21 protein-coding genes are annotated in these 23,101 nt (G+C 71.9%); 11 read left to right on the top strand and 10 right to left on the bottom strand.

Annotated features, from left to right (window positions below; genetic code table 11):
• Window positions 1–118: 118 nt before the first annotated feature.
• The gene (locus ACWDEN_RS29580) at window positions 119–1,330 is read right to left on the bottom strand and encodes a pyridoxal phosphate-dependent aminotransferase (protein ID WP_351614476.1); all 1,212 of its coding nucleotides are present in this window, start codon (window positions 1,328–1,330) and stop codon (window positions 119–121) included.
• Window positions 1,331–1,411: 81 nt separating this feature from the next.
• On the opposite strand from ACWDEN_RS29580, the gene ACWDEN_RS29575 reads away from it, so the two are divergent.
• Complete coding sequence (locus ACWDEN_RS29575; protein ID WP_351614478.1) at window positions 1,412–2,035, top strand: winged helix-turn-helix transcriptional regulator; 624 nt, start codon at window positions 1,412–1,414, stop codon at window positions 2,033–2,035.
• Window positions 2,036–2,084: 49 nt separating this feature from the next.
• Here the strand turns inward: ACWDEN_RS29575 and ACWDEN_RS29570 are convergent, their stop codons facing one another.
• From ACWDEN_RS29570 to ACWDEN_RS29560, 3 genes are read right to left on the bottom strand one after another with little or no spacing between them, the layout of a single operon-like run.
• On the bottom strand, window positions 2,085–2,885 hold the full coding sequence (locus tag ACWDEN_RS29570) for a hypothetical protein (protein WP_450860774.1): 801 nt from the start codon (window positions 2,883–2,885) through the stop codon (window positions 2,085–2,087).
• The gene (locus ACWDEN_RS29565; RefSeq protein WP_351614482.1) at window positions 2,885–4,147 is read right to left on the bottom strand and encodes a VWA domain-containing protein; all 1,263 of its coding nucleotides are present in this window, start codon (window positions 4,145–4,147) and stop codon (window positions 2,885–2,887) included. Before ACWDEN_RS29565 ends, ACWDEN_RS29570 begins: the two co-directional genes overlap by 1 nt.
• Before the next feature lie 9 nt (window positions 4,148–4,156).
• A complete protein-coding gene (locus ACWDEN_RS29560) occupies window positions 4,157–5,698 on the bottom strand; it encodes an IucA/IucC family protein (protein WP_450860772.1) in 1,542 nt (513 codons plus the stop codon).
• An 85-nt stretch (window positions 5,699–5,783) separates the two neighbouring features.
• Here ACWDEN_RS29560 and ACWDEN_RS29555 point away from each other — a divergent pair, with 85 nt between their 5' ends.
• Window positions 5,784–7,298 (top strand): IucA/IucC family protein, encoded by a 1,515-nt coding sequence (locus ACWDEN_RS29555; RefSeq protein ID WP_450860770.1) that lies wholly within the window; start codon window positions 5,784–5,786, stop codon window positions 7,296–7,298.
• 7 nt (window positions 7,299–7,305) lie between these two features.
• Here the strand turns inward: ACWDEN_RS29555 and ACWDEN_RS29550 are convergent, their stop codons facing one another.
• The 3 genes from ACWDEN_RS29550 to ACWDEN_RS29540 form a co-directional block, all read right to left on the bottom strand.
• Entirely contained in the window at window positions 7,306–8,043 is a 738-nt protein-coding gene (locus ACWDEN_RS29550) for a CAP domain-containing protein (RefSeq protein ID WP_450860768.1), read from the bottom strand.
• 385 nt (window positions 8,044–8,428) lie between these two features.
• Window positions 8,429–9,997: a DUF1906 domain-containing protein gene (locus ACWDEN_RS29545; RefSeq protein WP_450860766.1), complete on the bottom strand. Its 1,569-nt coding sequence runs from the start codon at window positions 9,995–9,997 to the stop codon at window positions 8,429–8,431.
• Window positions 9,998–10,190: 193 nt separating this feature from the next.
• A complete protein-coding gene (locus ACWDEN_RS29540; protein WP_450860764.1) occupies window positions 10,191–11,657 on the bottom strand; it encodes a family 43 glycosylhydrolase in 1,467 nt (488 codons plus the stop codon).
• A gap of 479 nt (window positions 11,658–12,136) precedes the next feature.
• Between ACWDEN_RS29540 and ACWDEN_RS29535 the strand changes: the two genes are divergently transcribed.
• Complete coding sequence (locus ACWDEN_RS29535) at window positions 12,137–13,051, top strand: HipA family kinase (protein ID WP_351614496.1); 915 nt, start codon at window positions 12,137–12,139, stop codon at window positions 13,049–13,051.
• Between the two features lie 10 nt (window positions 13,052–13,061).
• A complete protein-coding gene (locus tag ACWDEN_RS29530) occupies window positions 13,062–13,220 on the top strand; it encodes an Rdx family protein (protein WP_351614499.1) in 159 nt (52 codons plus the stop codon).
• A gap of 3 nt (window positions 13,221–13,223) precedes the next feature.
• Here the strand turns inward: ACWDEN_RS29530 and aceB are convergent, their stop codons facing one another.
• Complete coding sequence (gene aceB / locus ACWDEN_RS29525; protein WP_450860762.1) at window positions 13,224–14,849, bottom strand: malate synthase A; 1,626 nt, start codon at window positions 14,847–14,849, stop codon at window positions 13,224–13,226.
• 184 nt (window positions 14,850–15,033) lie between these two features.
• Window positions 15,034–15,636, bottom strand: coding sequence for a nucleotidyltransferase family protein (locus ACWDEN_RS29520; protein ID WP_450860760.1), 603 nt, complete (start codon window positions 15,634–15,636; stop codon window positions 15,034–15,036).
• A gap of 129 nt (window positions 15,637–15,765) precedes the next feature.
• Here ACWDEN_RS29520 and ACWDEN_RS29515 point away from each other — a divergent pair, with 129 nt between their 5' ends.
• Complete coding sequence (locus tag ACWDEN_RS29515; protein ID WP_351614506.1) at window positions 15,766–16,083, top strand: DUF5955 family protein; 318 nt, start codon at window positions 15,766–15,768, stop codon at window positions 16,081–16,083.
• 127 nt (window positions 16,084–16,210) lie between these two features.
• Here ACWDEN_RS29515 and ACWDEN_RS29510 read toward each other — a convergent pair whose 3' ends face one another.
• Window positions 16,211–17,005 (bottom strand): IclR family transcriptional regulator, encoded by a 795-nt coding sequence (locus ACWDEN_RS29510; RefSeq protein ID WP_351614509.1) that lies wholly within the window; start codon window positions 17,003–17,005, stop codon window positions 16,211–16,213.
• A 274-nt stretch (window positions 17,006–17,279) separates the two neighbouring features.
• Between ACWDEN_RS29510 and allB the strand changes: the two genes are divergently transcribed.
• From allB to ACWDEN_RS29480, 6 genes are all read left to right on the top strand, one after another.
• A complete protein-coding gene (gene allB / locus ACWDEN_RS29505; protein WP_450860757.1) occupies window positions 17,280–18,620 on the top strand; it encodes an allantoinase AllB in 1,341 nt (446 codons plus the stop codon).
• A gap of 43 nt (window positions 18,621–18,663) precedes the next feature.
• Window positions 18,664–19,803 (top strand): allantoicase, encoded by a 1,140-nt coding sequence (gene alc / locus ACWDEN_RS29500; RefSeq protein WP_450860879.1) that lies wholly within the window; start codon window positions 18,664–18,666, stop codon window positions 19,801–19,803.
• Window positions 19,804–19,927: 124 nt separating this feature from the next.
• On the top strand, window positions 19,928–20,737 hold the full coding sequence (locus tag ACWDEN_RS29495) for an AIM24 family protein (protein WP_450860755.1): 810 nt from the start codon (window positions 19,928–19,930) through the stop codon (window positions 20,735–20,737).
• Between the two features lie 96 nt (window positions 20,738–20,833).
• Window positions 20,834–21,460, top strand: coding sequence for a dihydrofolate reductase family protein (locus ACWDEN_RS29490; RefSeq protein ID WP_351614520.1), 627 nt, complete (start codon window positions 20,834–20,836; stop codon window positions 21,458–21,460).
• A 156-nt stretch (window positions 21,461–21,616) separates the two neighbouring features.
• A complete protein-coding gene (locus ACWDEN_RS29485) occupies window positions 21,617–22,528 on the top strand; it encodes a DMT family transporter (RefSeq protein ID WP_450860752.1) in 912 nt (303 codons plus the stop codon).
• Between the two features lie 85 nt (window positions 22,529–22,613).
• Window positions 22,614–23,009: a ribonuclease domain-containing protein gene (locus tag ACWDEN_RS29480; protein WP_351614524.1), complete on the top strand. Its 396-nt coding sequence runs from the start codon at window positions 22,614–22,616 to the stop codon at window positions 23,007–23,009.
• Window positions 23,010–23,101: the final 92 nt, after the last annotated feature.

Below are 23,101 nucleotides of genomic sequence, written 5' to 3'. Positions count from 1 at the left end.
GGGAGAAACAGCGGCGCGACGCCGGTCGTGGGCGCACCGACGGCCGGTGTGCCCGTCCCCCCGTGCCGGTCCCCCCTGATCATGCGGGGCGATCTTCGCACAGAGGCCACCGGACGGGCTAATGCTGCCGGTACCCGCCGAGGAACCGGCCGATGCGGCCGATCGCCGCCTCCAGGTCCTCCGCGTGCGGCAGGGTGAGGATGCGGAAGTGGTCGGGGGAGGGCCAGTTGAAGCCGGTGCCCTGGACGACCTGGATCTTCTCGCGGAGGAGGAGGTCCAGCACGAACTTCTCGTCGTCGTGGATCCGGTGCACCTTCGGGTCGATGCGCGGGAACGCGTACAGCGCGCCCTTGGGCTTCACGCAGGACACCCCGGGGATCTCGTTGAGCCGCTCCCAGGCCACGTTGCGCTGCTCGTACAACCGGCCGCCGGGCAGCGTCAGTTCGCGGATGGACTGGCGGCCGCCGAGCGCGGCCTGGATGGCGTACTGGGCGGGCGCGTTGGCGCACAGGCGCATGGAGGCCAGCATGGTCAGGCCCTCCAGATAGTCCTTGGCGTGCTGCCGGGGGCCCGTCACCACCAGCCAGCCGGAGCGGAAGCCCGCCACCCGGTAGGTCTTCGACAGGCCGCAGAAGGTGAGGACGACGAGGTCGGGGGCGAGTGCTGCGGCCGAGTGGTGGACGGCGTCGTCGTACAGGATCTGGTCGTAGATCTCGTCGGCGAACACCATCAGGCCGTGCCGGCGGGCCAGGTCCAGGATGCCCTCGACGACCTCCTTGGGATACACCGCGCCCGTGGGGTTGTTCGGGTTGATGATGACCACGGCCTTCGTGCGGTCCGTGATCTTCGACGCCATGTCGGCCAGATCCGGGTTCCAGTCGGCCTGCTCGTCGCACAGGTAGTGGACCGCCTTGCCGCCGGCGAGGGTGGTCGCGGCCGTCCACAGCGGGAAGTCCGGTGCGGGGATGAGGATTTCGTCACCGTCCTCGACCAGCGCCTGTACGGCCATGGAGACCAGCTCCGAGACGCCGTTGCCGAGGTAGACGTCGTCGACCCCGACCTCCAGGCCCAGGGTCTGATAGCGCTGGGCGACCGCGCGGCGGGCGGAGAGGACGCCCCGGGAGTCGGTGTAGCCGTGCGCCTGCGGCAGCATCCGGATCATGTCCTGGAGGATCTCCTCCGGCGCCTCGAAGCCGAAGGCCGCGGGGTTGCCGGTATTCAGGCGCAGCACGCTGTGCCCCGCCTCCTCCAGCGCGTTGGCGTGCTCGATCACCGGGCCGCGGATCTCGTAACAGACCTCGCTGAGCTTGTTCGACTGCCGGAACTCCATGCGCCCCTCCGGAAACTGGTGTTACTTGGTTTTACCAAGTGGACGCTTGGAAAGTCCAACATCTTGTCTAGACTGCGTCGCATGCCACCTCGCCGAAGCTACGACCAGTACTGCTCCGCAGCCCGCGCCCTCGACCTCGTCGGCGACCGCTGGACCCTGCTGATCGTCAGGGAGCTGCTGGCCGGCCCCCGCCGCTACACGGACCTGCACGCGGACCTGCCCGGCGTGAGCACGGACGTACTCGCCTCCCGGCTGAAGGACATGGAGCGCGACGGCCTCACGACCCGCCGCAGGCTGCCCCCGCCCGGCGCGGCCTACGTGTACGAACTCACCGATCGCGGGCGCGCGTTGCTGCCGGTGCTCCAGGCGCTCGGGCGGTGGGGCGAGGCCGAGCTGAAAGAGCGACGGCCGACCGACGCGGTCCGCGCCCACTGGTTCGCCCTGCCGCTGCTGCGGGCTCTGGAAGGGGAGGGCCTGGTCGAAGTCCGGCTGGAGGAAGGGGACTTCCATCTGCGGGTCGGTGCGGAGGGGGGCCCGGTGTACGGCGACGGGCCGGCACCGGGCGAGCCCGACGCCCGCCTCACCATGGACGCCGCGACCTGCGAGGCGGTAGCCCGGGGTGAGCTGGGCCTGAGGGACGCCGTACGGGACGGGCGGGTGACGGTGACCGGCGACGGCCCGCCGGCCAAGGCGCTGCGGGAGTGAGAACGGAACAGCGAAGGCCCGCCGGAGGCGGGCCTTCGAGCACGTCGGGTCACACGTCGGCCGGCACCCGCGTGGGCCGACCGGACCCCCGCGTCAGCGCATAGCCGCCGATACCGGCGACAGCCGCGAGCACGCCCCCGATCGCCGTCCACACCCACCGGTCGGTCCACCACCCGGAGGACCAGCCGTCGTCGGAGCCGAAGCTGGACAGCACCGCCGGCTTCGAACCGCCGCCGCTCCGCTCCGACTTGACGGCGATGCCGGGAACCAGCGGCTTGCCCAGCGAGCCGTCCACCGCCGCCGCGCCGCCGATGTCCTCGGCGTCGGCGCGGACCTCGACGCCGACCGGCTTGCCCAGGTCGGCGGAGCCGAGGTCCACGACCGTCAGCCGGATGTAGTACGTGCCCGGCAGCGGGTCGTTGCCCCAGGGCTCCGACCAGCCGCGCACCGTCCGCAGGACGCAGGCCAGTTCGAGGGAGGACGCCCCCTGCTCGGCCGTGCCGGTCGCCGCGCCGTACTGGCAGGCCTGGCGGCGCCGCAGACCGTCGTACACGTCGATCTGCCAGGTCTGTGCCCCGTGCGTGGCGGGAAGCTTCACCGTCGCCTTGACGGTGGGCCGCTGCCCGGTGTCCGCGGGGAACGACCAGTACAGGTAGTCACCGGTGGAGCCGGACGCGGTGGCCTGATCCCCCTGCCGGATCTCCGTCGCCGTACGGAAGGAGGTGCCCGCCCGCGTGGGCGCCGAGCCGTCGGATGAGGCGCTCGGCGAGGGGGAGGAGTCGGCCGCGGCCGGTCCGGCCGCGATCCCGAGCGCCAGCAGCGCGGCGCCCAGTACACGTGTGATCCGCATCAGTTCGTCCTCCAGACCGCGACCCGCCAGCGCGACAGCCAGCCCCACAGCAGACCCCCCAGGAAGCCGGTCAGCACCAGCGCGCCCAGCAGCCACCAGCCGCGCCCGAGGCCGAAGGAGGCCACGTCGTGATGCCCGGACGGCCCGTCCACGACGTCGACGGTCAGCTCCAGCGGCAGACCCGGCGTGGTCTTCACACCCGACGCGGCCGAGAAGGAGCTGGTGACCTGCAGACACACCGTCTCCGCGGGCGCGTTGTCGTCGTCGCTCTCCGGCTTCGGGTAGCGCAGACCCGTCGAGATGACGTCCGTACGGCCGGTCCCCGCGGCCTCGCCGCGCACGATCTCCCGTCCGTGCAGGGTCACCGCCCGCAGCAGCACGCCGTAGTCCGGGTTCACGGCACGGTCGTCGGCCACGCTCACCGAGGCGCGCAGCTCCTTGCCCGGTTCGACGTCGACCTTGTACCAGCGCTGCTGCCCGAACTCCTCACGGTCCGTGTACAGCCCGGACTTCAGGGTCGGCGCCGCCTCGCACCGGGCGGCGCCCTGGGTGGCCACCGGCGTCACCACCGGATCGGCCGCCCGGTCCACCAACTGCCCGACACGGCTGGACAGTTCCTGCCTGTGCCGTACGTCGGTGTAGGTGCCGCCGGTCGCGTCCGCGATGCAGCTGAGCTGGTCGCGGGTCCTGGCGTCCGGCACCAGGCCGAGGGTGTCGATGGTCAGGCCGATGCCCTTGGCCGCTATCTCGCGGGCCACCTCGCACGGGTCGAGCGGCTGGCAGGTGTCCTCGCCGTCGCTGATCAGCACGATTCGGTGGGTACCGGTACCGCCGCTCAGGTCGTCCGCCGCCTTCAGCAGCGCGGGCCCGATCGGCGTCCAGCCGGTCGGCTGCAGCGTGGCCACCGCCGTCTTCGCGTCGGTCCGGTTCAGCGGGCCGACCGGGTAGAGCTGCGCGGTGTCCTTGCAGCCCTCCTTGCGGTCGTTGCCGCGGTAGTTGGCGCCCAGCGTGCGGATGCCGAGCTGGACCTCCTGCGGGGTCGCGTCCAGTACCTCGTTGAACGCCTGCTTCGCCGCTGCCATCCGGGAGTCCCCGTCGATGTCCCGCGTCCGCATCGAACCGCTGACGTCCAGCACGAGTTCGACCTTCGGGGCGGTCGCCTGCGTCTCGTCGGCGACGGCCCCGCCGGGGAACGCGATCCCGGCCGCCAGGGCGGCGAGCAGAGCACAGACGCCCGCCGCCAGCCGTTGTCTTGTGATCATCGCCGGATCTTATGGAGCAGACGGGTCGTGCTCCAAAACGAGCGGGTTCGGCAGCGACGTCCACCGGTCACCCGGGGCCTGAGGGGACAGCCGCATCAGGGTCAACGCCTTGGCGGGCAGGGGGCCTTCGCGCAGGGCGCGCAGGTCGGGGGTGTCCGGCAGGTCCGCTACGGCGGACGCCAGCGCCGTTCCCAGTGCGGGGCCCGAACCCGCCGTACCGGCCAGGGCGCCCGCCACCAGGGAGCCGAACAGCTTGCGGCGCAGGGCGGTTTCGTCATCGGTGATCAGACGGCCGGTCAGCGGCGGCGGGGCGATGCCGTGCCGGGTCAGGCGGGCCGGGCTGATCCTGATGTCGGCCAGGTCGCGGTAGACCAGCCGCAGCGGGGTGCCGTCGGACGACAGGATCACCAGCAGGTTCTGGCCGTGCGCCTCCAGGGCCACGCCGAGGTCGAGAAGGCGCAGTCCCACGGTCAGCGCCAGCCGGGTGAACGCGGCCAGCCAGGCGGGGGAGCCGGGCAGGCCGGTCGTGGCGAGCGCGGCCACGGGGACGACCCGCTCGCCCGGACCGGCGTACCCCTCGGGCGACTCCCGCAGCAGCGCGGCCAGGTCGGGGGAGTGGGCCGAGACCGCGCCCAGCGTGCGGGTGACGTGCAGCAGGCCCTCGGTGCGCGCCGCCAGCTCCTCGCCGAGGGCGGACAGGGGCGCGGCGGCCGCGACCGAGTACGGGGAGATGTCGCGCACCGACGACGTCAGCCGGGCGCTGAGCGCGGTCTTCACATGCGGGCCGTCGGGCAGCGCGAGGGTGCGCAGGGAGAGCAGCGGGTGGGCCGGGCGCCAGGGTGTGTACGGCCGCTTCAGGACGTGGTCCGCCTGCCACGGGTGCACCGGCAGCAGCAGCCGTTCGCCGTCCCGGAGTTCCCGCGGCCACTCGCCGGTGACCAGGCATTCGTCCGCCGGCACCGGCACGGTCCCCAGCTCCACCACCGGCCGGTGCTCCGGGCCGTACGCCAGCTGGTCCGCCACCGAGAAACCGGGCCGGGAACGGCAGCCCGGGTGGTACGGATGCCCGTCGGTCACCCGCTGCTCCCACTCCCAGTCCCGCCCCCCGCCTTCGGCCGGGGGGACCCCCACCGGCCACTCCTTCGGGTGATCCGCGTCGGCCCGCGACAACGCCAACGAGGCCACGCTGTCGGCCAGTTCGGCCGCGAACGCGGCGCCGTGCGGCACCCCGAGCGCGGTCATCAGCCCGGCCGGATCCACCTGGCGCTCCCGGTCCAGGCGGACCCCGGTGACGTACGCGCTCGTGGCGTACGGGTCCGCGTGCGGCCCGTACAGCGTCCGGCCGTCGGCGAGCCGCAGCGCCAGGCTGTGCGCGCCCTGCCGGCGGCCGGTGACCCACGGCAGCGGCTCATGGGCCAGCGCCCGCCACAGACGGGTCAGCACCGCGGCGCGCGCACCCGGCAGCTCGGCCGCGTACCGGGGCAGCAGCCCGGGCCGGACGGCGGCCAGCTCCTCGGCGACCTGGGCTTCGGCGGCGGGGGGACGGTGCACGGTCGGCTCCTCGGGTACACGGCGCACGAAGGACGATTGTCGGTGACGACAGACATACTGATCGCGACCACCCCGGACGAAACGAATGGATCGCGTGGACTCCTCACCCTCCTCCGGAGCGCCTTCCACCGGAGCCGTCGACGGCCGCGCCGACGCCTACGCGGCCGCGCCCCTGCTGAACTGCCTGCTGCGCGAGGTGGCCGAGCCGCTCGGGCACCCCGGCGACCTTCGGGTCCACCGGCTGCCGAGCGGGCGGCTGCTGCGCGTGCGGGCCGGCCGGCGCCCCGCAGATCCCGAGGTGTGCGCGGCCGGGACCTGGCGCCGCGTCGGCCACTCCGAACTGGTCAAACTGGTCGCCGAGGAGCTGCGCCGGCACACCGGGCTGGCCGGCGGCGACCTGCCCGCCGAGATGCTCGACAGCCGGGACGCGGTCGCGGCCCTGCTCACCGCCCGCGCCGGGGCGACAGCGCCCGCGGACCCGTATCTGCGGTCCGAGCAGTCCCTGATCGGCGGCCACCCGCACCACCCCGCGCCCAAGGCGCGCGGCGGCGGCCCGGTCGCCTCCTGGCTGCCGTACGCGCCCGAGGCACACGCCCGCTTCCCGCTGGTGCTGCTCGGCGTCCGCGAGGACCAGGTGGCCGAGGAGGGCGACACCCGCGCACTGGACGCGCTCGGCGCTGCCCCGCCCGGCTACCGGCTGCTGCCCGCCCACCCCTGGCAGCTGGAACTGGTGGGCGGCGAACTGGCGGAGGCCTTCGCCGACGGCCGCCTGCTGCGCCTCGGCACCACCGCCTTCGACACCTGGCCGACGGCGGCGATCCGCACGGTGTACGAGCCCCGGCGCGACCTGTTCCTGAAGTTCAGCCTGGACGTCCGCATCACCAACGACATCCGCCGCCTGTGGCGCCACGACCTGCGCAGGCTGCGCCGTACCGACACGGCCGTCCGGCACGCCTTCGCGGCGATGGGCCCGCCCGCGGCCTGGCTGAGCGACCGCGGCTACCGCACGGCCGCCTTCGCCTTCGAGGAGCTCGCCGTCCTGGTCCGCGACGGCCTGCGCGGCCACCTGCTGCCGGGTGCCACCCCGCTGCTCGCCGCCGGCCTCGTCGAGGGCTTCGACGGCAGTCCGCTGGCCGCTGCGGCCGACCCGGAGGCCTGGTGGGAGGCCTATCTGCGCCAGGTCGTGCCGCCCGCCCTGACGGCGTTCGACGGCCACGGCGTCGTCCTGGAGGCCCATCTGCAGAACACCCTCGTCGCCGTGGACGCGGCCGGCACGCCCGTCCAGGTGCTGTACCGGGACGCCGAGGGCGCCAAGCTGATGCCGGACGTGACCCGGGCGGCGGGCTGGGAGCGGCTGGTGTACTGCCTGGTCGTCAACCACCTCACCGAGATCGCCGCCGCCCTCGCCGAACACCGTCCCGGACTCGACCCCTGGCCCGCCGCCCGCCGCGAGCTCGCCCGGCACGACCTCCCCGAGATCCCCGCCCTGCTCACCTCGCCCACGCTGCCCGGCAAGACCAACCTGCTGCTGCGCTGGACCGGAGCCGACGGCGCGGACGCCCGCTACCTGCCGCTGCCGAACCCCTTGGCGGGCGGCTGACCCGCGCTCAGCGGGCGGCGCCGAAGTCCTGGGTCCAGTAGCTGCCCGGCTGCGCGAGACCGACGCCGATCTCCTGGAACGAGCAGTCGAGGATGTTGGCCCGGTGTCCGGGGCTGTTCATCCAGCCCGTCATGACCTGGTCCGCGGTGGCGTACCCGTAGGCGACGTTCTCGCCGTAGGCGCTCCAGCTGTAGCCGGCCCGCGTGATGCGGTCGCCCGGGGACGACCCGTCGGACCCGGTGTGCGACATGTTCTGGTGGGCCGCCATGTCCGCGCTGTGCGCCTGCGCAGCCTTGGTCAGCTCCGCGTTCACGGTCAGGGGACGGCAGCCCACCTTGGCGCGCTCGGCGTTCACGAGCTGTACGACGCGCGCGGTGACACCGGACGCCGTGGCCGAGGGCGTGGGCGTGGGCGTGGCCGTGCTGGGAGCGGCGGTCGGCCGGGGCGTGGGGGCCGCGGCCTTCGTGCTGGTGCTCGGGTGTGCGGTGGGCCGGTGCGTAGGGGACGCGGTGGCCTGCGGCGTGCCCGCATGGCGGTGGTCGTTGCGGTGGTGATGGTGCTGGTGCCGGTGACCGTGGTGCTCCGGCTGCCGGGGTGTGCCCGTCGCGGCGACGTCGGCCCGGTCCTTGCCGCCGTACGGCCAGTCGGAACAGGCCAGCGCGACGGACGGCACGCCCACGGTTCCGATGGCGACGGCGGCGACGACTATGCGCCGGTACTGCTGCGACTTGCGGTGCTTGGCCATTCGTCAACCTCGTTCGGTGATCGCCGGGCGCTCATTTTCGGGAGGGCTTCACAAGGAGCGCAAAGGGCAGCTTCCACTACCGCGCCTAGTAGGCCCGGAGGGCTCTTGTCAGCCGAGCGAAGAGCTGTCGCATTCGCTGCCGCGACGTTTGCTGACGCCTGGCGGCCCGTCAGGGAAGGGATGTGCCCGGCGAATACGGGAAGGCGCCGAGCGGGCGTCGTGCCGTGGCCCGAGGAGCGGTTCATGCCGATGGCAAGCCGGACAAATCCCCTATGTCATCGGAGCCGTGTCTACTATGCAGGACGCCTAGTCGCCGAGTCCGCTGTGATGGATATCACTCTGCCGGCCTGCTCCGGCGGGCGGTGGCCCGCCGGAGGCGCGGTGGTCAGCAGTCGGGGATGACGGTGCCGCTGTTGTCCTTGGCCTCGTCGTTGCCCCAGCGGGTGAGGTAGTAGGCGGAGACGTACTGGCCCGCCGGTCCGGTGTCGGGGTCGGTCTTGAGCCACCAGTGGTTGTAGGTCGTGGTGTCACCGATCTGACGGCCCCACACCTTGCAGTACACGTAGTTGGTGCCCGCGTTCAGGGTGCCGGTCCGGGTGGTGCTGGTGGGCGAGGCGTACACGGGGGGGTTGGCGAAGGTGTCCACCCAGTACTTGGTGGACGGCGGGGGAGCACTGCCTCCGCCGTCGACGTCGAGGTAGTCGCCGTCGATGTCGACGGTGACACCGCCCCAGGTCTCGTCGGAGCCACCGGAGTACTGGTGGATGCGCTGGTGGTCGGCCCAGTCCGCGGCGGGCACATACGTGCCGGCGTCGGTGTCGGCGACGCCGTTCCACCAGGCGTACCAGATGTGGTCCGGGAGGGTGTAGGCGCCGGTGGTGTACTGCGCCGCGAGGTCACGCATGCCGGAGCCGGCGCTGGAGTAGACACCGGAGCGGTAGCCGCGCGCGTGCAGTTCGCCGGTCCAGGCGGAGAGGTAGTTCAGGACGCCGGTGCCGCAGGAGGAGTTGGTGTTGTCGTAGCCCTCCATGTCGTCGTAGAGGACGCTGCCGGCCGGGAGTCCGAGCGCCTGTGCCTGGGAGACGGCGTCGTCGGCCTCCGCGGTGCCCTGGCTGCGGGCGGTGGCCGGATCGGTGGAGACCGTGTGGCCGAAGGAGGTGCAGGGCGCCTGGGAGCCGACGTACGTCGGGATCAGGTGCCAGCCGTTGCCGGTCACGGTGCTCACCCAGGACGAGGTGAGATCGGGCTGGGCACAGGCGCGGCTGTTGCCGCCGATGTAGACACCCACGGCCCGGTAGGGCGACGCACCCCAGGCGTTCATCGTGGCGGTGCTCGGGGCGGCACACGCGTCGAAGCCCTTGCCGGTGTAGGCGCCGGGCTGTGCGGCGACGTCCAGGGCGGCGGAGGCGGCCGCCTTCCGGGTACGGCTCGCGCCGGGCCGGGCCTGGCCGTCGAGCCGCCCGGTGCGCAGGATCCGCTCGGCCGGCGCCCTGCCGGTGCCGTACGTGGCGGTGGCGATGACCCCGGCGGAGGGCACGGCCAGCCGGATCTCGCCGGTCTCGGCCGCGGTGGCAGGCCCGGGTGCGTAGGTCGCGGTTCTTTTCGCCGCGACGAGCGTGCCGCGGTCGACCGTCGCGGTGCCGGTGCCGTCCAGGGGCTCGACGAGCAGGGCCTCGGTGCGTCCCACGAGGTGGGTGGGGCAGTGCTCCTGACCTGCGGGGTGGCCGAGGTAGACGGCGTGCCGGTCGAAGCGCACGCAGGTGTCCGGCTCGGTGGCCAGATCGATGACCGGCCAGTCGGCGGGGACACGGAGGTGGTAGCCGTGGTAGGCCACCTCCTGGGTGGCAGTGGTCGCGGCCTGCGCGCTGTGCGCGGTCAGCGCCGCGGATGCCGTGGTGAGCAGCAGGGCCAGGGCAGTGCGGGCCGTGCGTCTGGCGCGGCTGGAGCTAGTCATGTACATGACCCCTCTCGGCTTACGTGATCATGACAAGGGAGCGTGCGGGTCCGTGAGCGCTGTGTCTGTGTCAGATGCCTTGCCCGAAGGCCGTGTTCGCGGTACCGGCCCACACCCTAGCGTCTGTGATATCGATTTCAAGAGCTATGCGGCGGGAACACGCGAGATGTGGCACGGGCGGCCGAGCGCGTGCTCAGAAGGTGTCGCCGACCGTGACATCGCGGTAGTCGGCCGCGGTGTCCTCGGTGACCAGACCGGGCTGCCCGTTGAGCAGTACCGGGAAGGACGCGCCGCCGAAGGTGCGCTGCTGAGCCTGGGCGCCGTCGAGGAAGAACGTGTAACCGGCGCCCGCCTTCGCCACCTTGAGCGTGTGGTACTGGGCCGGATCGAACCCGGTCGGCAGGGCCGAGTTCTGCCAGGGCTGCTCGACGCCCTGCACCACGGCGTGGGTGGCGAGCACCCCGTACGTGCGGTCGATGAAGACCTCGACGTGGTTGTCCTTGTCGGCGTACGAGGCGTAGATGCCGTACTTGGGGTACGACGAGGTGGTGCCGGTGGCGCTCCAGCGCACGTCGGCCGAGACCGTGTAGTTCTCGTAGTTCGGGTTGGAGGCGTAGAAGAGCTGTGACCACCGGACTCCGTCCAGCGAGGTCACGCTCGCGGTGCGGGGGTCCGTGACGGTCCAGGTGCCGGCCTTCCGGCCGCTGGTGCCGTCGCCCTCGGCCGCGTCGCCGAACGCGTCGCCCCAGCCCGAGGCGTACGGGTCGGCGGAGGGCGCCGAACCGGGCTCCCCGGAGGGCACGTCGAGCGGCACTCCGTCGTCGACGGGGTATCCCGGCAGGGGCGAGCCGTCGCGGGCGTCCCAGTACAGCCGCTGGGCGCGAAGCTCGCGACCGGCGTCGCAGCCCTGGGTGTTGGAGTGCGCCAGGAACCAGTCCTCGTTGCCGTCCGGCGAGGTGACGGCCTCGAACGAGGCGGATCCGGCGACATTGCCGTGGTACTTGAGGATCGGGCCGGTCTTGGCCCAGGACGAGGGGCTGAGCAGATTGCCGTCCGTGTTGGTCAGCAGCCCGACCGCGTAACTGCGGGTGCCGCAGAAGCCGGCGGAGAAGGTGAGGTAGGTCCTGCCCGCGTGCTGGAAGGCCTCGGGTCCCTCGTTGACCGGGAAGTACCCGACCGTGCCGCTGCTGGGGCCGTCCGGGAGATCCACGGTCTCCCACGGCCGGGTGGGCGCCGAGATCTGCACCCGGCTGCCGCTGATGTGGAGCGGGTCGCTCATCGTCGCCAGGTAGATGTTCTGCTGATGGGCGTTGGCGGTGGGCCACCCGGACCAGGCGATGTACAGCGTGCCGTCGCTGCCGGCGAACACGGTCGGATCGATCGCCCACAGGTCGGTCGACTCGTGGAGCTGTCCGTGGGCATAGCCGGTGTCGGCCTCGGTGTACGGGCCTGCCGGGTCGCCACCGGCCGCCTGCAGGACGAAGAGCCGGTGGCCGGACCCGTCGCCCGCCGAGGTCGCGGTGTAGTGGATGTAGAAACGGCCCTGCACGTAATGGATTTCAGGCGCCCACACCTCGGCCGAGTTCGACTGTCCGGCGGGAATGTGAACACGTCGTGCTTTTCGGCCGTGGCGAGCCCGGTGATGGTGGCCGACTTCCACACGCACAGGTAGCCGGCGTCGCAGCCGTCCGTGCTGGTCATGTAGTAGGAACCGCCGTACCGGATGACGTACGGGTCGCTGACGTGCTGCCGGATCGGGTTGGTGAAGGTCGCGGCACCGACTGCCGCCGTGCGCGTCGTCTCCCGGTCGGCCCGGTCCGCGTGGGCGGCGGTCGGCAGGAGCGCGGGGACGAGGGTGACCAGTGCCGCGAGAGTGCGCAGAAGCGGCCTTCGCCGCTGTCCGAGCAGGTCCACCATGGTGGGCTCCGTAGGGGGAGAGGAAGCCGTCGATCGACAGCCATGAAATCGATTTCCGCAGTGTAGGAACGGGTTGAGTGGTCGTCAATGGGCTGGAACCCGCGCGGGAAAGGACTCCTCGGCCGTCACGCCTGGTCACTATGCTCGGTTCATGCCGGAGGATCGCACCGCGTCCGAGACGGCCGTGGAATGTAAGCCGAACAACCGTGGGGGCCTTGGAAAATGCTCAGAGAGGTCACCGCAACCCGCTACGTCACACCCCTGCGCTCCGGCGGCTCCGTCCCCGGGGTCGTAGAGGCAGACGACGACGGCACCTACGTCGTGAAGTTCACCGCTTCGGCGCAGGGCCACAAGGCGCTGGTCGCCGAGGTGATCGTCGGCGAGCTCGCCCGGGCGCTCGGCCTGCGCTTCCCCGAGCTGGTCCTCGTCCACTTCGACCCCGCGATCGCCGCCGGCGAGCCGCACCAGGAGGTGCGTGAGCTGCACGGCGCGAGCGCGGGCGTGAACCTCGGCATGGACTTTCTGCCGGGCGCCCGGGACTTCACCCCGGAGATCGCGAGGAGCTTCCTCGTGGAGCCGCTGGAGGCGGGCCGGATCGTCTGGCTGGACGCGCTGACCGTCAACGTCGACCGTACGGTGCACAGCTCCAACCTCATGGTCTGGCCCACGCTCGGCACCGTTCCGCCCCGCCTGTGGCTCATCGACCACGGCGCCGCCCTGGTCTTCCACCACCGCTGGGACACCACGGCACCGGGCAAGAAGTACGACTTCCGCCATCACGCCCTCGGCCACTACGGCCCCGACGTCCGCGCCGCCGACGCGGAACTGGCTCCCCGGGTGACCGAGGAGCTGCTGCGCGGAATCGTCGCGCAGGTGCCGGACGCCTGGCTCGCCGAGGACGCCGGGTTCGCGACGCCGGACGACGTCCGGGACGCCTACGTCGACTACCTTCTCGCACGCCTACGGCTCTCGCCCGAGTGGCTGCCCGGCGACTTCCCGAGCCGGGAGGAACTCGCGGCCGAGGAGGCCGCCCGCGCGCGGAGGACACAGGCGGGCCGCCCGGACTGGCTCAGGCGCGTGCCCGACCTGCACGGCAAGCCGGCGGCGGAACAGGACTGGTCGGTGCACCTGGGCTGAGGCACATCCGATGAGCCATCGCGCACGGATCGAGTACTGCACACGGTGCCGCCGGCTGCCCCGTGCCGCCTGGCCGGCGCGGGAACCGCGCACCACCTTGGTCAAGCGCCTCGTACGCGACCGAGTGGCCCCGGGAAAGCCCCTGGGCCACTCGGACAGGACCGCGTAGGCGTCAGCCCTCGAGCTGCTCGTACGCCGGCAGGGTGAGGAAGTCGGCGTAGTTCTCGTCCAGGGCGACCTTCAGCAGCAGGTCGTGGGCCTCCTGCCAGTGGCCGGCGGCGAAGGCCTGCTCGCCGATCTCCTGGCGGATGTCGGACAGTTCCTCGGCGGCGACCTTGCGGGCCAGCTCGGGCGTGGCCCTGTCGCCGTTCTCGAACTCGACGCCCGCGTTGATCCACTGCCAGATCTGGGAGCGGGAGATCTCGGCGGTGGCCGCGTCCTCCATCAGGTTGAAGATGGCGACCGCGCCGAGCCCGCGCAGCCAGGCCTCGATGTACCGGATGCCGACCTGGACGGCGTTGACGAGACCGTTGTACGTCGGCTTCGCGTGCAGCGAGTCGATCGCGATCAGGTCGGCCGCCTCGACGTGGACGTCCTCGCGCAGCCGGTCCTTCTGGTTCGGCTTGTCGCCGAGGACCCTGTCGAAGGACTCCATGGCGATCGGGACGAGGTCGGGGTGGGCGACCCAGGAGCCGTCGAAACCGTCGTTCGCCTCGCGGTCCTTGTCGGCGCGGACCTTCTCGAAGGCGACCTTGTTGACCTCGGCGTCCCGGCGGGACGGGATGAACGCCGCCATGCCGCCGATCGCGTGCGCGCCGCGCTTGTGGCAGGTGCGGACGAGGAGTTCGGTGTACGCCCGCATGAACGGGGCCGTCATAGTGACCGCGTTGCGGTCCGGCAGGACGAACCGGGCGCCGCCGTCACGGAAGTTCTTCACGATGGAGAACAGGTAGTCCCAGCGGCCCGCGTTCAACCCCGAGGCGTGGTCGCGGAGTTCGTAGAGGATCTCCTCCATCTCGTACGCCGCCGTGATCGTCTCGATCAGGACGGTGGCGCGGATGGTGCCCCGCGGGATGCCGACGTAGTCCTGCGCGAAGACGAACACGTCGTTCCAAAGGCGCGCCTCCAGGTGCGACTCGGTCTTCGGCAGGTAGAAGTACGGGCCCTTGCCGAGGTCCAGCAGCCGCTGCGCGTTGTGGAAGAAGTACAGGCCGAAGTCGACGAACGCGCCCGGGACCGGCGTACCGTCGGCGTCGGCCAGGTGCCGCTCGTTCAGGTGCCAGCCGCGCGGGCGCATGACGACCGTCGCCAGCTCCTCGTCCGGCCGCAGGGCGTACGACTTGCCGGACTTCGGGTCCGTGAAGTCGATGTTCCGGGTGTAGGCGTCGATCAGGTTGAGCTGGCCGAGGACCACGTTCTCCCAGGTGGGCGCGGAGGCGTCCTCGAAGTCGGCGAGCCAGACCTTCGCGCCCGAGTTGAGCGCGTTGATGGTCATCTTGCGGTCGGTGGGACCGGTGATCTCGACGCGCCGGTCGTTCAGCGTGGCCGGGGCCGGGGCGACCTTCCAGGAGTCGTCCGCGCGGATCGCGGCCGTCTCGGGGAGGAAGTCGAGCGTGGAGGTGCGGGCGATCTCGGCGCGGCGCTCGGCCCGGCGGGCGAGGAGTTCGTCACGGCGCGGGGTGAACCGCCGGTGCAGCTCCGCCACGAAGGCGAGCGCCGCGTCCGTGAGGACCTCTTCCTGCCGGGGCAGGGGCTCGGCGTCGACGATGGCCAGCGGGGACGGCGCTGGTGCGGACATGAGCTGTCACTTCCTTCAGCGGTGGCACCGGGTGCCTAGTGGCACGAATAGGGCGAACAGCGCCCGCTGTGCGGTCAGGCGCTTCTGAACAGTGGATAGTAGTTTCCTCATTGTGGAACTTCAATGGTTTGTTGATGTCGAGATTCTCTGAGTCGAGGCAAGGTGGCGCTCAGTGCCACCGTCTTCACTCAAGGTGGCGCAGGTCGGCCTCGGTGTCGATGTCGTACGGCTCGGCCACGTCCGCGCACTCCACGAGCCGGATCTGAGCCGCGTGGTCCTTCAGATAGGCGCGAGCGCCACGATCCCCGGTCGCGGTCGCCGCGATGCCCGGCCAGTGGGCCGCGCCGAACAGCACCGGATGACCCCGGGTGCCGTCGTAGGCGGCCGAGACCAGCGATTTCTCGTTCTCGTAGGCGCCGAGCACCCGTGCCACGGCCGCCGGCCCGATGCCCGGCTGGTCGACGAGGCTCACCAGGGCGGCGCGCACCCCCGTACCTCCCAGCGAGGCGAGGCCGGTGCGCAGCGAGGAGCCCATGCCCTCGGCCCAGTCGGGGTTGTCCACGAGTACGCAGCCGCTCAGATCGGCCCGCGCCCGCACGTCCTCGGCGCGCGCGCCCAGTACGACGTGCACCCGCGCGCATCCGGCCGCGCGCAGCACCCCGACCGCGTGCTCGACCAGGGGGCGCCCCCGGTGCTCCAGCAGAGCCTTGGGCCGCCCGCCGAGCCGTCTGCCCCCGCCCGCGGCGAGCAGCAGCCCGGCGACCTCCTCGCGATGGTTGTCGGTCATGCGTCCTGCATACCTGACGGGGGACGCGGCGGCCGCTTTCCTTGGGCTGAATTTCGGTCCGCCCTGTGGCGCTCCCGGACGCCGTGGCGTTTACTGGCCCGCGCACGACGGAGTGTGAGGGGGAGGGCTGTGTTGCGGAGCTTGGGGCAGAGGTCAGTGACCGGCAGCGACGAGGACCCGAGAGTGTCGGAACTGCGGACCGCGGTGTCCCGGCTGCGACGCGAACTCGCCGCGCTCCCGTCCGACTTCCCCGACCGGGGCATAGCCGAGGACGAACTGGCGACGCTGGCGGCGATGGCCTCCGGCGGTTCACCGGAGATCCCGCGTCTGCGCAACTCCCTTTTACTGATCGCCGGTGCCATCGGCTCCGTGAGTGCCCTGGCCAGGGGTCTGAGGGGCGTCCGGGAGGCGGTGGATCTCTTCGGCGAACCGACGCAGAGGGGCTAGCTGTGCCTGCCTGGAGGCGCGGGGCCGCATGTCCTGTGCGGCTCCAGCGCGTGGGCGCGTCAAGCCGCAACACACCCGCACTCCCACCCGCACCCGCGCCCGCCCGCGGCGCAGGCTCCCCGGGCTCTCAGGCGCCCGAACTCGCCAAAGCCTGAGACAGCTCCAGGGCGATCTGCTGCAACACCGGCACGATCTTCTCGGTGGCCTCTTCGGTGACCCGCCCCGCCGGCCCCGAGATGGAGATCGCCGCCGCCGTCGGAGACTCCGGCACGGACACCGCGAGGCACCGCACCCCTATCTCCTGCTCGTTGTCGTCCACGGCGTACCCCAGCCGCCGTACGTCCTCCAGCGCGGCGAGGAAACCCTCGGGTGTGGTGATCGTCTTCTCCGTCGCGGCCGGCATCCCCGTACGGGACAGCAGGGCGCGCACCTCGTCGTCCGGCACGCCGGCCAGCAGCGCCTTGCCCACGCCGGTGGAGTGCGGGAGCACCCGTCGGCCCACTTCGGTGAACATCCGCATCGAGTGCTTCGACGGCACCTGGGCCACGTACACGATCTCGTCGCCGTCGAGCAGCGCCATGTTCGCAGTCTCGCCGGTCTCCTCGACCAGCCGCGCGAGATACGGCCGCGCCCATGTGCCGAGCAGCCGGGACGCGGACTCGCCGAGCCGGATGAGCCGGGGGCCGAGCGCATAGCGCCGGTTGGGCTGCTGACGGACGTACCCGCAGGCGACCAGCGTGCGCATCAGCCGGTGGATGGTCGGCAGCGGCAGCCCGCTGGTCGCGGACAACTCGCTCAGGCCGACCTCGCCACCCGCGTCCGCCATCCGCTCGAGGAGGTCGAAGGCGCGCTCGAGGGACTGGACCCCGCCCGCGGCGGAGGGCTTGGCGGAGTCGTTGGTGCTGGCGCTGGACGTCGGCACGGCGCGTTCCTTTCGGGACTGGCAAGAGGTGAGAAGCCTACCCGGCAGCCGGTTGACTCCCGGCTTGTGCGTAGCTACGTTCTGCTTGCTGGAATTCTAATTCCGCTTTGTGGAAACGTCCAGAGTGGGTGCCCGTCGGGCGTCGCCCGGAAGTGTGCCCCTTGACGGCGGGGAGGCGGGAGTGAAGACTCCTTCAACAGAACGTTGAATTCCGTTACGTGCGTGTAAATCCCCTTTCCGGGGGCGTAAAACGGCGGTACAGAGAGGGGTTCGGGTGTCCGACGCTGAACTGGTCCTGCGCTCGACGCGCGTCATCACTCCGGAAGGGACGCGGGCCGCCACGGTCACCGTGTCCGCCGGGAGGATCACGGCCGTCCTGCCCTACGACGCCCAGGTCCCGGCCGGCGCGCGGCTGGAGGACTTCGGCGACCACGTCCTGCTGCCCGGCCTGGTCGACACCCACGTGCACGTCAACGACCCGGGCCGCACCGAGTGGGAGGGCTTCTGGACCGCCACCCGCGCGGCGGCGGCCGGCGGCATCACCACGCTGGTCGACATGCCGCTCAACTCCCTCCCGCCGACCACGACCGTCGACCACCTGCGCGTGAAGCAGGCGGTGGCCGCGGACAAGGCGCACATCGACGTCGGCTTCTGGGGCGGCGCCCTGCCCGGCAACGTCAAGGACCTGCGCCCGCTGCACGACGCCGGTGTCTTCGGCTTCAAGGCGTTCCTGTCCCCGTCCGGTGTGGACGAGTTCCCGCATCTCGACCAGGACCAGCTCGCACAGTCCATGGCGGAGATCGCCGGCTTCGACGGCCTGCTGATCGTGCACGCCGAGGACCCGCACCACCTCGCCGCCGCCCCGCAGCACGGCGGCCCCAGGTACGCCGACTTCCTCGCCTCCCGCCCGCGCGACGCCGAGGACACGGCCATCGCGGGCCTCGTCGCGCAGGCCCGCCGCCTCCTCGCGCGCGTGCACGTGCTGCACCTGTCCTCCAGCGACGCGCTGCCGCTGATCCGCGCCGCCCGCGCCGAGGGTGTCCGGATCACCGTGGAGACCTGCCCGCACTACCTCACCCTGACCGCCGAGGAAGTCCCGGACGGCGCCAGCGAGTTCAAGTGCTGCCCGCCCATCCGGGAGGCCGCCAACCAGGACCTGCTGTGGGAGGCGCTGGCCGACGGCACCATCGACTGCGTGGTCACCGACCACTCGCCCTCCACCGCCGACCTGAAGACCGACGACTTCGCCACCGCCTGGGGCGGCATCTCCGGCCTCCAGCTCAGCCTCTCCGCTGTGTGGACGGAGGCACGCGCGCGTGGTCACGGCCTGGAGGACGTCGTGCGCTGGATGTCCGCGAAGACCGCCGCCCTGGTCGGCCTCGACGCCTGCAAGGGCGCCATCGCCCCCGGCCGCGACGCCGACTTCGCCGTCCTCGCCCCCGAAGAGACCTTCACCGTCGACCCGGCCGGCCTCCAGCACCGCAACCGGGTCACCGCGTACGCGGGCAAGACCCTGTACGGCGTCGTGAAGTCCACCTGGCTGCGCGGCGAACGCATCGTCGCGGACGGCGAGTTCACCGAGCCGAAGGGCGCGCTGCTCGCCCGCCCCCGGTAAGCCACCCTCCGCATCCGCACCGGCCGACTCCCGAAAGGAACCCCTGATCACCGTGACGGCGCTGCATCAATCTTCTCTGGCTCGCTTCACCGGCGACGCGAACCCCTACGGAGGCGGCGACCCGTACGCGGACTACCGCACCGCCGACTTCCCCTTCACCCAGTACGCCAACCTCGCCGACCGGCAGCTCGGCGCCGGTGTCATCGCCGCCAACGACGAGTTCTTCGCCCAGCGGGAGAACCTGCTGGTGCCCGAGCCGGCCGAGTTCGACCCCGAGCACTTCGGGCACAAGGGCAAGGTCATGGACGGCTGGGAGACCCGCCGCCGGCGCGGCGCCCGTGCCGAACACCCCTGGCCGACGGCCGAGGACCACGACTGGGCGCTGGTCCGCCTCGGCGCGCCCGGCGTGATCCGCGGGATCGTCGTCGACACCGCCCACTTCCGCGGCAACTACCCGCAGGCGGTCTCCGTCGAGGGCACGTCCGTACCCGGCTCGCCGTCCCCGGAGGAGCTGCTGGGCGAGGACGTGAAGTGGACGACCGTCGTCCCCCGCACCGCCGTCGGCGGCCACGCGGCGAACGGTTTCGCCGTCTCCGTCGAGCAGCGCTTCACCCACCTGCGCGTCAACCAGCACCCCGACGGCGGCATCGCGCGCCTGCGCGTGTACGGCGAGGTCGTCCCGGACCCCGAGTGGCTGGCCGTCCTCGGCACCTTCGACGTCGTCGCCCTGGAGAACGGCGGCCGGGTCGAGGACGCCTCCAACCTCTTCTACTCCCCGGCCACCAACACCATCCAGCCGGGCCGCTCCCGCAAGATGGACGACGGCTGGGAGACCCGCCGCCGCCGCGACCAGGGCAACGACTGGATCCGCTACCAGCTGGCCGCCCAGTCGCAGATCCGCGCGATCGAGATCGACACGGCCTATCTGAAGGGCAACAGCGCCGGCTGGGCGTCGGTGTCCGTGAAGGACGGCGAGCACGGCGACTGGACGGAGATCCTCCCGCGCACCCGCCTCCAGCCCGACACCAACCACCGGTTCGTGCTCCCCAAGCCCGCGGTCGGCACGCACGCGCGGATCGACATCTTCCCCGACGGCGGCATCTCCCGCCTGCGCCTGTACGGCTCCCTGACCGAGCAAGGCGCGGCCGGCCTCGCCGCCCGGCACCAGGAACTGGGCGGCTGACCCACCTCCTGCCCGCGGGGGGCGCCCCGGCCCGGACAGCACCGGGGCGCCCCGCGCGTCACCCACACGGATCCGTTTCCCGGCCCCCTGGAACTTACGGGTCCGTCTCCCGCGTTCTTCCCGCGTGACCCTTCAGCAAGAGATCGTCGGCAACGCCATGCAGATGGCGGTCGTCAACCTGCAGCCCGGCCAGACCGTGTACTGCGAGGCCGGAAAGTTCCTGTTCAAGACGACGAACGTAACCATGGAGACGCGGCTGTCCAGCCCGTCCGGAAACGGCGGGCAGCAGGGACAGGGCGGCGGCATGGGCGGCCTGCTGCGCCAGGCCATGGGCACCGCCATGCAGGTCGGCCAGCGCATGCTCGCGGGCGAGTCGCTGGCGTTCCAGTACTTCACCTCCCAGGGCGGTGAGGGCACGGTCGGCTTCGCGGGCGTGCTCCCGGGCGAGATGCGGGCCCTGGAACTCGATGGCACGCGCGCCTGGTTCGCCGAGAAGGACGCCTTCGTGGCCGCCGAGTCCACCGTCGACTTCGGCATCGCCTTCGCGGGCGCCCGCACCGGCATGAGCGGCGGCGAGGGCTTCATCCTGGAGAAGTTCACCGGGTACGGCACGGTGATCATCGCCGGCGCGGGCAACTTCATCGACCTCAACCCGGCGGACTTCGGCGGCCGCATCGAGGTCGACACCGGCTGTGTGGTCGCCTTCGAGGAGGGCATCCAGTACGGCGTCCAGCGCGTCGGCGGCCTCAACCGCCAGGGGATCATGAACGCCGTGTTCGGCGGCGAGGGCCTGTCCCTGGCCACCCTGGAGGGCAACGGCCGGGTGATCCTGCAGTCCCTCACCATCGAGAGCCTCGCCAACGCCCTGAAGAAGGCCCAGGGCGGCGACAAGCAGGGCCCGACCGGCGGACTGTTCTCCACCCACGCCGGCTGAGCCACCGAGGTGGCGCACGGGGACCGATGAGTTGCGGGCGCGTGCGGGGTCTGACCTGATGACCGAAAGACCCCGCACCCGGAAGAAGGCACCGCCATGGGCAAGCTCGTCTCCACCGTCTTCGTCACCCTCGACGGCGTGTACCAGGCGCCCGGCGGCCCCCAGGAGGACACCAGCGGCGGCTTCGCCCAGGGCGGCTGGAGCTTTCCGTACGGCGACGACGACTTCGGCCGGTTCATCGCCGAGGTCTTCGACCGCGCCGGCGCCTTCCTGCTCGGCCGCCGTACCTACGACATCTTCGCCTCCTACTGGCCGAAGGTGACCGACCCCGCCGACCCGATCGCGTCCCGCCTCAACAGGCTCCCGAAGTACGTCGTCTCCTCCACCCTCCAGGCCCCCCAGTGGTCCGGCACCACCGTGCTCGGCGGCGACCTCGCCAAGGAGGCGCAGGCCCTGAAGGAGCGCACGGACGGCGAACTGCAGATCCACGGCAGCGGCGCCCTGGTCCGCTCCCTGATCGACCTCCGGCTCCTCGACACCCTCCACCTGCTGACCTTCCCGGTGGTCCTCGGCGCCGGCCGCCGCCTGTTCGCCGAGGGCGCGGTCCCCACCGGCTTCCGCCACACCGACGGCCGCGTCACCGGCGCGGGCGTGTCCATCCAGTCGTACGACCTGGCGGGCGACCCGCAGTACGGGTCGTACGAACTCCCGGAAGGCGCGTGAGGCGCGGCGAGAAGGGACGCCCGAGGCGCTGCTGAAGGCGCCCGGGACGCGCGCACAAACCCCTGGCCGAAGATCGTCTCCGCCGGTACGGTGATCGCGCCCGTGCGAGCCGCCGACGTCTCCGCACCCCCTTTCGGAGACCGGGAGAGCCGCCCCATGTCGTCGATCGCCGTACCGGCTGCCACCGTCGCGCCCCGCCGTGCCTGGCACACCGACCTGCCCGTCCTGCTCGTCGCCGTCTGCTGGGGCGGCAGTTATCTCGCGGCCAAGGACATCACCACCGCCCGCACGGTCCTCGCCGTGCTCGTGCTGCGGTTCGCGCCGGCCGTGCCGGTACTGGCCGTCTCCGGACGCCGGGCCCTGCGGGCGCTCACCGGCGCCCAGTGGCGCGGCGCGGCCCTGCTCGGGCTGATCCTCAGCGGGATCTTCCTGCTGGAGACGTACGGCGTGGTGCAGACCTCGGCGACCAACGCCGGTCTGATCATCAGCCTCACCATGGTCTTCACCCCGCTCGCCGAGGCCGCCGTCACCCGCACCCGGCCCACCCCGGCCTTCCTCGGCGCGGCGCTGCTGTCGGTGCTCGGCGTCGTCCTGCTCACCCAGGGCGGCGGCTTCACCCGGCCGAGCACCGGCGACCTGCTGATGCTGCTCGCCGCGCTCGCCCGCACCCTGCACGTCCTCGCCATGTCCCGGCTCAGGGCCGTCCAGGGCGCCGGCGCGCTGCCGCTCACCACGGTCCAACTCGGCGCGTCCGTCGCCGTCTTCGCCCTGCTGTCGGCCGCCTCGGGTGGTCCGGCGCCCTGGTCGGTCGCGGCCGGGTTCGGGGCCCGGGACTGGGCGGGGCTGCTGTTCCTGACCGCGCTGTGCACGGTGTTCGCCTTCTTCGTGCAGATGTGGGCGGTCCGCCGTACCTCCCCGTCCCGGGTGGGGCTGCTGCTCGGCACCGAGCCGTTGTGGGCCGCCGCGGCGGGTATCGCCCTCGGTGGGGAACGGCTCGGCGCGCTCGCTGTCGCGGGCGGTGCGCTGGTGCTTGTGGGGACCGCGTGGGGGCGCAGGGCGGCAGGTTAACTTCCCGAAAACTCCTCGGACTTCATGGGAAAATCTTCAACCTTGTCGTTGACATGCCAACGTCTACGCGCGTCATCATGAAGACATGAGATTCCCCCCACACCCCACTCGCATCGGCGCCGCAGCCGCGCTCCTGTCCGCCCTACTCGTGGGCGGCACCGTCTCGGCCACCACGGCGGACGCCGCAGCCTCGTCGGTCGGCAGCATCTGTTACGGCGCCCTGCCGTCGCAGGCCCACGACACCCTGGACCTGATCGCCCAGGGCGGCCCGTACCCGTACTCGCAGGACGGCACCGTCTTCACCAACCGTGAGGGCGTCCTGCCCAGCGAGTCCTCCGGCTACTACCACGAGTACACGGTGATCACACCCGGCTCCCCCACGCGTGGTGCCCGGCGCATCGTCACCGGCGAGCAGTCCCAGGAGGACTACTACACCTCCGACCACTACGCCACGTTCAACCTGATCGACTTCGGCTGCTGAGCCGGACGACGACAGGACTCCAGGGAACAGCGCCACAGGTCCCACGCACGCACGAGCGGGCCGCCGGGGATGCCCCGGCGGCCCGCTGCCGT

This window comes from Streptomyces sp. NPDC001153 (genome assembly GCF_053598315.1).
Note: the sequence above shows the minus strand (reverse complement) of the source record. Positions and strands in the feature narration are given on the sequence as shown.

Bases quoted from the DNA above. Each gene is read 5' to 3' on its own strand.
- ACWDEN_RS29580 (WP_351614476.1), bottom strand. From the start codon at position 1,330: ATGGAGTTCCGGCAGTCGAACAAGCTCAGCGAGGTCTGTTACGAGATC.
- ACWDEN_RS29575 (WP_351614478.1), top strand. From the start codon at position 1,412: ATGCCACCTCGCCGAAGCTACGACCAGTACTGCTCCGCAGCCCGCGCC.
- ACWDEN_RS29570 (WP_450860774.1), bottom strand. From the start codon at position 2,885: ATGCGGATCACACGTGTACTGGGCGCCGCGCTGCTGGCGCTCGGGATC.
- ACWDEN_RS29565 (WP_351614482.1), bottom strand. From the start codon at position 4,147: ATGATCACAAGACAACGGCTGGCGGCGGGCGTCTGTGCTCTGCTCGCC.
- ACWDEN_RS29555 (WP_450860770.1), top strand. From the start codon at position 5,784: ATGGATCGCGTGGACTCCTCACCCTCCTCCGGAGCGCCTTCCACCGGA.
- ACWDEN_RS29550 (WP_450860768.1), bottom strand. From the start codon at position 8,043: ATGGCCAAGCACCGCAAGTCGCAGCAGTACCGGCGCATAGTCGTCGCC.
- ACWDEN_RS29545 (WP_450860766.1), bottom strand. From the start codon at position 9,997: ATGACTAGCTCCAGCCGCGCCAGACGCACGGCCCGCACTGCCCTGGCC.
- ACWDEN_RS29535 (WP_351614496.1), top strand. From the start codon at position 12,137: ATGCTCAGAGAGGTCACCGCAACCCGCTACGTCACACCCCTGCGCTCC.
- ACWDEN_RS29530 (WP_351614499.1), top strand. From the start codon at position 13,062: ATGAGCCATCGCGCACGGATCGAGTACTGCACACGGTGCCGCCGGCTG.
- aceB (WP_450860762.1), bottom strand. From the start codon at position 14,849: ATGTCCGCACCAGCGCCGTCCCCGCTGGCCATCGTCGACGCCGAGCCC.
- ACWDEN_RS29520 (WP_450860760.1), bottom strand. From the start codon at position 15,636: ATGACCGACAACCATCGCGAGGAGGTCGCCGGGCTGCTGCTCGCCGCG.
- ACWDEN_RS29490 (WP_351614520.1), top strand. From the start codon at position 20,834: ATGGGCAAGCTCGTCTCCACCGTCTTCGTCACCCTCGACGGCGTGTAC.
- ACWDEN_RS29485 (WP_450860752.1), top strand. From the start codon at position 21,617: ATGTCGTCGATCGCCGTACCGGCTGCCACCGTCGCGCCCCGCCGTGCC.
- ACWDEN_RS29480 (WP_351614524.1), top strand. From the start codon at position 22,614: ATGAGATTCCCCCCACACCCCACTCGCATCGGCGCCGCAGCCGCGCTC.